This is a genomic window from Gammaproteobacteria bacterium (assembly GCA_013001575.1).
GTDB lineage: Bacteria > Pseudomonadota > Gammaproteobacteria > Steroidobacterales > JABDMI01 > JABDMI01.
On the sequence record JABDMI010000051.1, the window covers coordinates 19329 to 27206 of the forward strand.

6 protein-coding genes are annotated in these 7878 nt (G+C 45.2%); 3 read left to right on the plus strand and 3 right to left on the minus strand.

Features of this window, described 5'->3' with window-relative positions; translation table 11 throughout:
- Nucleotides 1-78 precede the first annotated feature (78 nt).
- On the plus strand, nucleotides 79-2031 hold the full coding sequence (locus tag HKN88_04970) for a S9 family peptidase (protein NNC97404.1): 1953 nt from the start codon (nucleotides 79-81) through the stop codon (nucleotides 2029-2031).
- A gap of 67 nt (nucleotides 2032-2098) precedes the next feature.
- Here HKN88_04970 and tdh read toward each other — a convergent pair whose 3' ends face one another.
- A complete protein-coding gene (tdh, locus tag HKN88_04975) occupies nucleotides 2099-3124 on the minus strand; it encodes an L-threonine 3-dehydrogenase (protein NNC97405.1) in 1026 nt (341 codons plus the stop codon).
- Between the two features lie 23 nt (nucleotides 3125-3147).
- Nucleotides 3148-4347: a glycine C-acetyltransferase gene (locus tag HKN88_04980; protein NNC97406.1), complete on the minus strand. Its 1200-nt coding sequence runs from the start codon at nucleotides 4345-4347 to the stop codon at nucleotides 3148-3150.
- 65 nt (nucleotides 4348-4412) lie between these two features.
- On the opposite strand from HKN88_04980, the gene HKN88_04985 reads away from it, so the two are divergent.
- On the plus strand, nucleotides 4413-4805 hold the full coding sequence (locus HKN88_04985; GenBank protein NNC97407.1) for an RNA-binding protein: 393 nt from the start codon (nucleotides 4413-4415) through the stop codon (nucleotides 4803-4805).
- 8 nt (nucleotides 4806-4813) lie between these two features.
- On the opposite strand, the gene HKN88_04990 is transcribed toward HKN88_04985, so the two are convergent.
- Nucleotides 4814-5797 (minus strand): isoaspartyl peptidase/L-asparaginase, encoded by a 984-nt coding sequence (locus tag HKN88_04990; protein NNC97408.1) that lies wholly within the window; start codon nucleotides 5795-5797, stop codon nucleotides 4814-4816.
- Between the two features lie 331 nt (nucleotides 5798-6128).
- Between HKN88_04990 and putA the strand changes: the two genes are divergently transcribed.
- Nucleotides 6129-7878: bifunctional proline dehydrogenase/L-glutamate gamma-semialdehyde dehydrogenase PutA (gene putA, locus HKN88_04995; protein ID NNC97409.1), on the plus strand; the 1750-nt coding region annotated here is incomplete at its 3' end.

A 7878-nucleotide genomic window follows, 5' to 3' on the forward strand; every position in this document is an offset into this window, starting at 1 on the left:
ACCATGAATTCACTTACTCAAAGCTAATACGTATGTGATTCAACACACAGATTTTTAATTGTCTATTACGGAAATATCATGAATAACCTGGTTAAAATTTTTCTTTTTCTTCAACTATCGTTAGGCACTGTCATCCTGCATGCCAGTGAGCCATATCCATTGGAATATTTTGCCTTACGCCCTGTGATAAGTGGTGTGAGCTTATCTCCAGATGGTAAAAAACTTCTTCTACGTAAAGTGCCGAGTAAAAATGCAAAAACTATTGTAGAAATTTATGATGCGGGTAATTTAAACTCAGAACCGTTTCGTGTGAATGCAGACCCAATGGAAATTAAAGGTGCGTCTTGGTTGAGTGATTCGAGCATTGTTCTCTCTCTTCAGCAACAAGTTTCAAATAAAATTAGCGGTTTTAATAGAGGTGCATTTAGAGGAAAATTAGCAAAACTTGATTTAAAAACTAAGAAAATTAAAGAATTCAAGGAAAACGGTGTAGGAATTGTCAGTTTGTTGCCTGATGAGCCAAACAAGGTACTGATAACACTTCAGGCTGGAAGTACAGGAAGTCGTGCAGCTTCTGCATTTGAACTGCCAAGCTTTTATAAATTAGATGTTAATACAGGTAGAAAATCATTAGTAATGAAGGGCAGTGGCGAGAGAAGTCGTGTCAGGTTTGATAGATATGGTAATCCGGTATTATCCTATGGCTGGGATAAAACAAGTAGTGAATGGATTCTCTATTATCGTAAACCAAATACTAAAAACTGGGTAGAGATATATCGACAAAATGAAAACAGTTTTGAGGAGTTTAGTGTTCTCGGTCAAGATCCGGAAAATGAAAATATCATGTTTGTGAATGCCCATAATGGCCGAAATACAATGGGTTTGTGGGAGTTTGATTTAACTAAAAGGCAGTTCGGCGAGTTGGTATATGCTCGCAAAGATGTAGATGTAAGTGGTGTACGTAGGGATAGTAATTTTTGGAATAGTTCTGACATAGTTGCAGTAAGTTATAAAACTGATAAAACTCACTATGAATATTTCGACGAAATTGAAGATGCAACCTATAAGCAGTTGGAAAGTATAATTCCATTCTCTCATGAGACTTATATAACCAGCAGATCCAGAGATGGGAATTCTCTTACAATATTCAACGTTGGCCCTAAGGATCCGGGTACTCACTATTTGTTGAAGGATGGTAAATTAAGTGTTGTGGGAAGTTCTCAGCCACTATTAGATAAAGAAAAACTGGCTGAAGTGAAAATGATATCTTATAAGTCTCGTCACGGAGAAGAGTTGCGTGGTTATTTGACAATTCCCCAAGGCAAAGGGCCATTCCCGTTGGTAGTAATGCCGCATGGCGGCCCATATGTAAGTGTTATTCCAAGTTACGATGAATGGGGACAGATGTTTGCAAATAATGGCTATATGGTATTTGAGCCTGAATTTAGAGGGTCGCGAAATCGAGGGTTAGATTTTTATAAATCAGCTTTTATAAATGGAAGTGAAGCTGGTAGGAAAATGCAAGATGATAAAGATGATGGAGCGTTACATCTTATAAAACAAGGTCTTGTCGATAAAGATCGAGTTGCAATGTACGGTTGGTCTTATGGAGGTTATGCAGCATTGGTTGCAGCTTCGCGAGATGATCAAATTTATCAATGCGTAATGGCTGGAGCTGCAGTGTCAGATCCGATTTATCAAAATAATCTTGCTAAAAGAGAGGAATGGTATAGGGGTGCTACAGAAATTGAGCAAAATACGACTTGGTCGACGGCAGTTTCGCCTGTAAACGAGGTTGATAAAGTTAATGTGCCCGTTTTGTTAATCCATGGTTCTGTTGATCAGCGTGTTCCGATTAAGAATGTGCAGAAATATATCTCAGCATTGGAAAAAAATGATAAGACATCATATAAATATATTGAGCTTGAGGGCGAAGATCACTTTGGTGACTTTTCCTATGAAAATCAATTAAAACTATATGAAGGATTAATCGACTTTCTGAAAAACGATTGTGGTCCGGGTGGTTTGTAAGCAAATTTTGTCATTAATAAAAAAGGGAGTACATGCTCCCTTTTTTGTTACCTAAAAAATCATCGGCTTAACTCCAGTCCAATATGACCTTGCCAGATTGACCGGTGTTCAATATATCAAAAGCTGTTTGGAAATCCTGGTACTTAAAGTGATGAGTGATGACCATCGACACATCCAGCCCATTTTGTAACATGGCTGACATTTTGTACCAGGTCTCAAACATTTCACGACCGTAAATTCCTTTTAAGATCAGTCCTTTAAAGATAATTTCATTCCAGTCGATCGCCACTTCCGAGGGGGGAATACCCAGTAAAGCCACGCGCCCACCGTGATGCATGGCTTTGAACATGCTCTTTAGGGCATTCGCATTACCCGACATTTCCAGGCCAACATCAAAGCCTTCGGTCATGCCCAGCTCGGGCATCACTTGCATGATGTCTTCATTAGCGACATTGACTATACGAGTAGCGCCGGCTTGCTTGGCCAGATTGAGTCGGAAATCATTCACATCGGTACACACAATGTGGCGTGCGCCGGCGTATTTGGCAATAGCGCAGGCCATCACACCGATCGGGCCAGCACCCGTGATCAACACATCTTCGCCGACCATGTCGTAAGACAAAGCGGTATGCGTGGCATTTCCCAAGGGATCGAGCATGGAGGCAATGTCATCTGAAATAGCCGGGTGAATTTTAAAGGCATTGCCTGCCGGGATGACCAGGTATTCAGCAAAACAACCGGGACGGTTGACACCTACGCCAACAGAATTCATGCACAAATGGCGTTTGCCGGCCCGACAATTCCTGCAGTGTCCACAGGTGAGATGGCCTTCTCCGGAAACCCGATCCCCAATTTCCAGACCCGTGACTTCCTTACCCACCGCGACCACTTTACCGACGTATTCGTGACCAACCACCATGGGAACCGGTATTGTGGCTTGAGCCCATTCATCCCAGTTAAAAATATGCAGATCGGTACCACAGATTGCCGTTTTATGGATTTTGATCATGACATCATTTGGGCCGTACTCGGGCACTGGAACTTTGTGTAATTCCAGGCCAGGCGCCGACTGCGCTTTAACCAAAGCCTGCATGCTTTGTGGTTCAATGCCGGCCATCAATCGATCACTCCCAGTTCTCGTCCGACTTTGGCAAAAGCAGCAATGGCTTTGTCCAGATGCGATTTGTCGTGACCGGCAGACATCTGGGTTCGGATGCGAGCAGCACCTTTGGGCACTACGGGAAAAGAAAACCCGATCACATATATGCCTTCATCAAGTAATTTATCCGCCATGCCTGAAGCAAGTTTTGCATCGCCAAGCATGACCGGAATGATCGGGTGCTCGCCCGGGACCAGATCAAAACCCAGTTTGGTCATGGCTTTGCGAAAGTAATCGCTATTACTTTTCAGTTTTTCCCGCAGGTCACTGGATGATTCAAGCAAGTCGAGTACTTTTATTGATGTGGCCGCGATAACCGGGGCAACTGTATTTGAGAATAAATAGGGTCTTGAGCGCTGACGCAGCCATGCAATCACTTCTTTGCGTCCGGAGGTGTAACCACCCGATGCGCCACCCAGCGCCTTACCCAGCGTGCCAGTAATGATATCGATCTGCCCAAGTACATCGTGATACTCGGGGGTGCCTTTGCCATTTGCGCCAATAAATCCAGTGGCATGACAATCATCGATCATGGTTAAGGCGTCGTATTTTTTAGCCAGTTCGATAATGGCAGGTAAGTTGGCAATGGTTCCGTCCATAGAAAAAACCCCATCGGTAGCGATCAGGCGCGTGCGTGCATCTTTGGCAGCGATTAACTGTTTTTCTAGATCGGCCATATCGTTGGACTGATAGCGAAAGCGTTGTGCCTTACACAGGCGTACACCGTCAATAATGCTGGCATGATTCAAGGCATCCGAAATAATCGCATCTTCTTTGCCAAGTATGGCTTCAAACAGTCCGCCGTTTGCGTCAAAACACGATGGATACAAAATGGTATCTTCGGTTTCCAGAAACTGACTAAGGCGCTGTTCCAGTTGTTTATGGATATCCTGGGTGCCACAAATAAATCGCACCGATGCCATCCCGTAACCATGCTTGTCGATGGCTTGTTTGGCAGTTGCCAATAACTCGGGATGATTGGCCAATCCGAGATAATTGTTTGCACAGAAATTAATGACTTCTTGTGGCTCACCATTCGCTTTTACCTGAATAGCCGCTTGCTGGGCACTGGTGATAATGCGTTCGTGCTTGAATAAACCTTGGGCTTTGAGTGCCTCGGTATCAGAACCAAGACGTTGCAAGAGGGCGTGTTTCATAAAAATTCCGGGCATTTGATCAAGCGCTTATTATATCAGCCCGTGTCACTTATAATGCTTAGCCTATGCAAGACAATAACGAAAAGTTACGGGTGGATAAATGGTGCTGGATGACGCGCTTTTTTAAAACTCGCAAACTGGCAACAGAAGCCGTGCTTGGCGGCAAAGTGCATGTTAATGGTGCTCGTGTGAAAGCTTCGCATGCAGTGAAAACTGACGATGTGCTTCAAATCACCCGGTCTCAGGAAACCTGGCAAGTGCAGGTTTGCGGGATTCCAGCTCGTCGCGGTCCTGCAAAAGAAGCGCAGACAATGTATACAGAAACCGAAGACAGTTTAGCCAAGCGCATGATGCAAAGCGATTTGCGTCGTGCTGAACGCGTTGCCAGACCTAGGGAAGAAGTTCGACCCGACAAGCACCAACGCAAACGTCTGCGCAAACTAAAATACAAAGATTAAATAAAAGACTACATTTTATATATCTGTATTTTTTCGTTCACGTCACTGAATTTATAACCACGGTACATGCCCTCGGTATTAAACGTCAGCACAAAGTTACCATTTTTATCGATCGCAACAATACCGCCACTACCATTTGCCTTAAGCAAGTCTTGCATGATCACCTCATCAGCGGCTTGTTGCAATGACTTTTTGCCATGCATGACTCGCGCACATACATCGTGGGCTACCGCGTAACGAATAAAATATTCACCATGCCCGGTAGCGCTGACTGCACAACTGCGATTGTCTGCGTAAGTGCCAGCCCCGATCACCGGCGAGTCCCCGATGCGACCAAAGCGTTTATTGGTCATGCCGCCGGTAGAGGTGCCTGCCGCAAGATTACCGTTCTTGTCTATAGCCACCGCACCAACAGTACCAAATTTATGCTCGGGGTCCTGCGATTGTTCATCCAGTATTTCATCATCGAATTCCATAGGGTGATCTGAACTGTTGTGTTGTTTCTCTCGCAGTTTTGCCTTATGCAATTGTTGTAAACGAAAATCCGTGGAAAAGTACGCGTTCTCCACCAGCTCCAGGTTTTGTTGTTTGGCAAATTCTTCAGCACCTTTGCCAGACAGCATGACATGCCTGGAATTCAACATAACTTGTTCAGCTAAAAGAATGGGGTTTTTCACATTTTTCACCGATGTGATCGCACCAGCATTCAGATCGCGACCATCCATCAGAGACGCATCAAGTTCATGGGTTTGTTCCGAGGTGAACACTGCACCCTTGCCGGCATTGAACAGCGGACTGTTCTCCAGAATGACTATAGTTGCGCTTACCGCATCAATACTGCTGCCACCGTCATTCAGAGTCTTGTATCCGGCTTGAATGGCCTCGCTTAATTTTGCGCGGAGTGCGGACTCTTTTTCCGGACTCAGGTTTTTCCGGGTAATGGTTCCGGCTCCGCCATGGATCACCAGGCCATAATGAGTAGACTTGTTCATATCTTGAGAACCTGTGTCATATTGGTTAATTGAAAAGTTGGCACATGCATTAAGCAGGGTAAAAAACAGTGTAATCAGGCATAAATTAAACAAGAGTTTGAAATTTGACACTTGGCGTTTTTGCATTTTTTATCTCCGTGGTATCAATTAATTATCCGCCGTAATTGAAATCTAAACAAGCGTTTTAGCGCAGTGCTTTCTGCCGGGTAAGCAATTTTCTATAATGCCACACCCGGCCCTCAAAATGGGTTAGGCACAATATATAGCCGACATTACCTGATTAATACATCGGATGTCTTGATGTAAACAATAAACTTATACAAGGCCAGCCATGTCATCCGCAAATTCGAATCCGCGTTCATTCGTGTTTTCACCCGATGCTCCAGAATTTAACTCAAGCATGGTGCAAATGAGCGCTTATTATCATAAAAAAGAAACCGAAGTCGTTAATGAAATGATGGCTCTGGCCAAATTGCCGGACAGTGCCCGGCAACGGGTGCAAGCGCGTGCTCGTTTATTGGTTGATGCGGTAAGAAAAAATCAATCTAAAAAATCCGGCATCGAGGCGTTTTTGCAGCAGTACGATCTGTCTTCAGAAGAGGGCATCATTCTTATGTGTTTGGCGGAGGCCTTGTTGCGAATTCCTGACAGTCACACGGCAGACAAACTGATCCGGGATAAGCTCAGCGAGGCAAATTGGGATCAGTATTTGGGCACCAGTGATTCGTGGTTTGTAAATGCTTCTACCTGGGGCTTGATGTTAACCGGTAAAGTGATTAAACCCGATCCTAAATCATTTGAAGATCCAGGCTCATTGTTGGGACGCATGGTGTCCAGAACCGGTGAGCCGGTTATTCGAACCGCAATCAAACAAGCGATGAAGATCATGGGTCATCAGTTTGTCATGGGGCGCACCATTCAAGAGGCCCTGGAACGCTCGGGCAAAAAAGAGAACCGGGCATATCGTTATTCGTTTGACATGCTGGGAGAGGCTGCACTAACTGCGAGTGACGCCAAACGTTATCTTGAGGCCTATGTTGGTGCTATAGAAATTATCGGTGCGCACACACAGGACGACAACAGCGATCCGGATCACATATTTTCTATCGACAGTATTTCGGTCAAGTTATCGGCCTTGCATCCACGTTATGAGTTTGCGAGTCGCGCACGCAACCTGCAAGAGCTGGTACCAAACGTTCTAATGTTGGCAGAAAAAGCCAAAGCCGCTGGAATCGCCCTGACTATCGACGCGGAAGAGGCTGATCGGCTGGAACTTTCGCTTGAAGTTATCGAACGGGTGTATCGTTCTCCCAAATTGCAGGGCTGGCAAGGATTTGGTTTGGCCGTGCAGGGTTATCAAAAACGTGCCTTGCGCCAATTGGAATGGTTACAGCAACTGGTGCAAGAAGTCGGTCGTAAAATGCCTGTGCGTCTGGTCAAAGGGGCTTACTGGGATACCGAGATCAAGCGCGCCCAGGAAGAGGGATTGCCCGATTTTCCCGTGTACACACGCAAAGCCTCAACCGATGTTGCCTATCTTGCATGTGCCCGGTTTTTATTAAATGCCAGAGACCAGTTTTATCCGCAATTCGCCACGCACAATGCACATACTTTGGCATCTGTAATCGAGATGTCGGGTGGTGATAAACGCTTCGAGTTCCAACGCTTGCATGGCATGGGCGATGAGTTGTATGCCGAAGTCATTGATAAAGACAAACTGGATTTTCCATGCCGTGTGTATGCCCCGGTTGGTTCGCATGAAGATCTGTTGCCCTACCTGGTCAGGCGTTTATTGGAAAATGGTGCGAATACCTCGTTCGTGAACCGCATTATGGATGAGAATGTCTCAATTGATGACATTATCGAATGCCCGCTTGCTGCCATCGAAGAAGTCGCTGCATCACCGCATCCTTACATAAAATTGCCACTGAATTTATTCAAGACCAACAGCCAGAGTGGACGTGATAATTCCAGCGGTATGTGTGCCAGCGATCAGGTAGAACTGCAGAAACTGCAATCTGAATTACTTAAGCTTGACCAAAAGGAGTGGACTGCCGGTCCGGTAATTGATGGCAAACAAA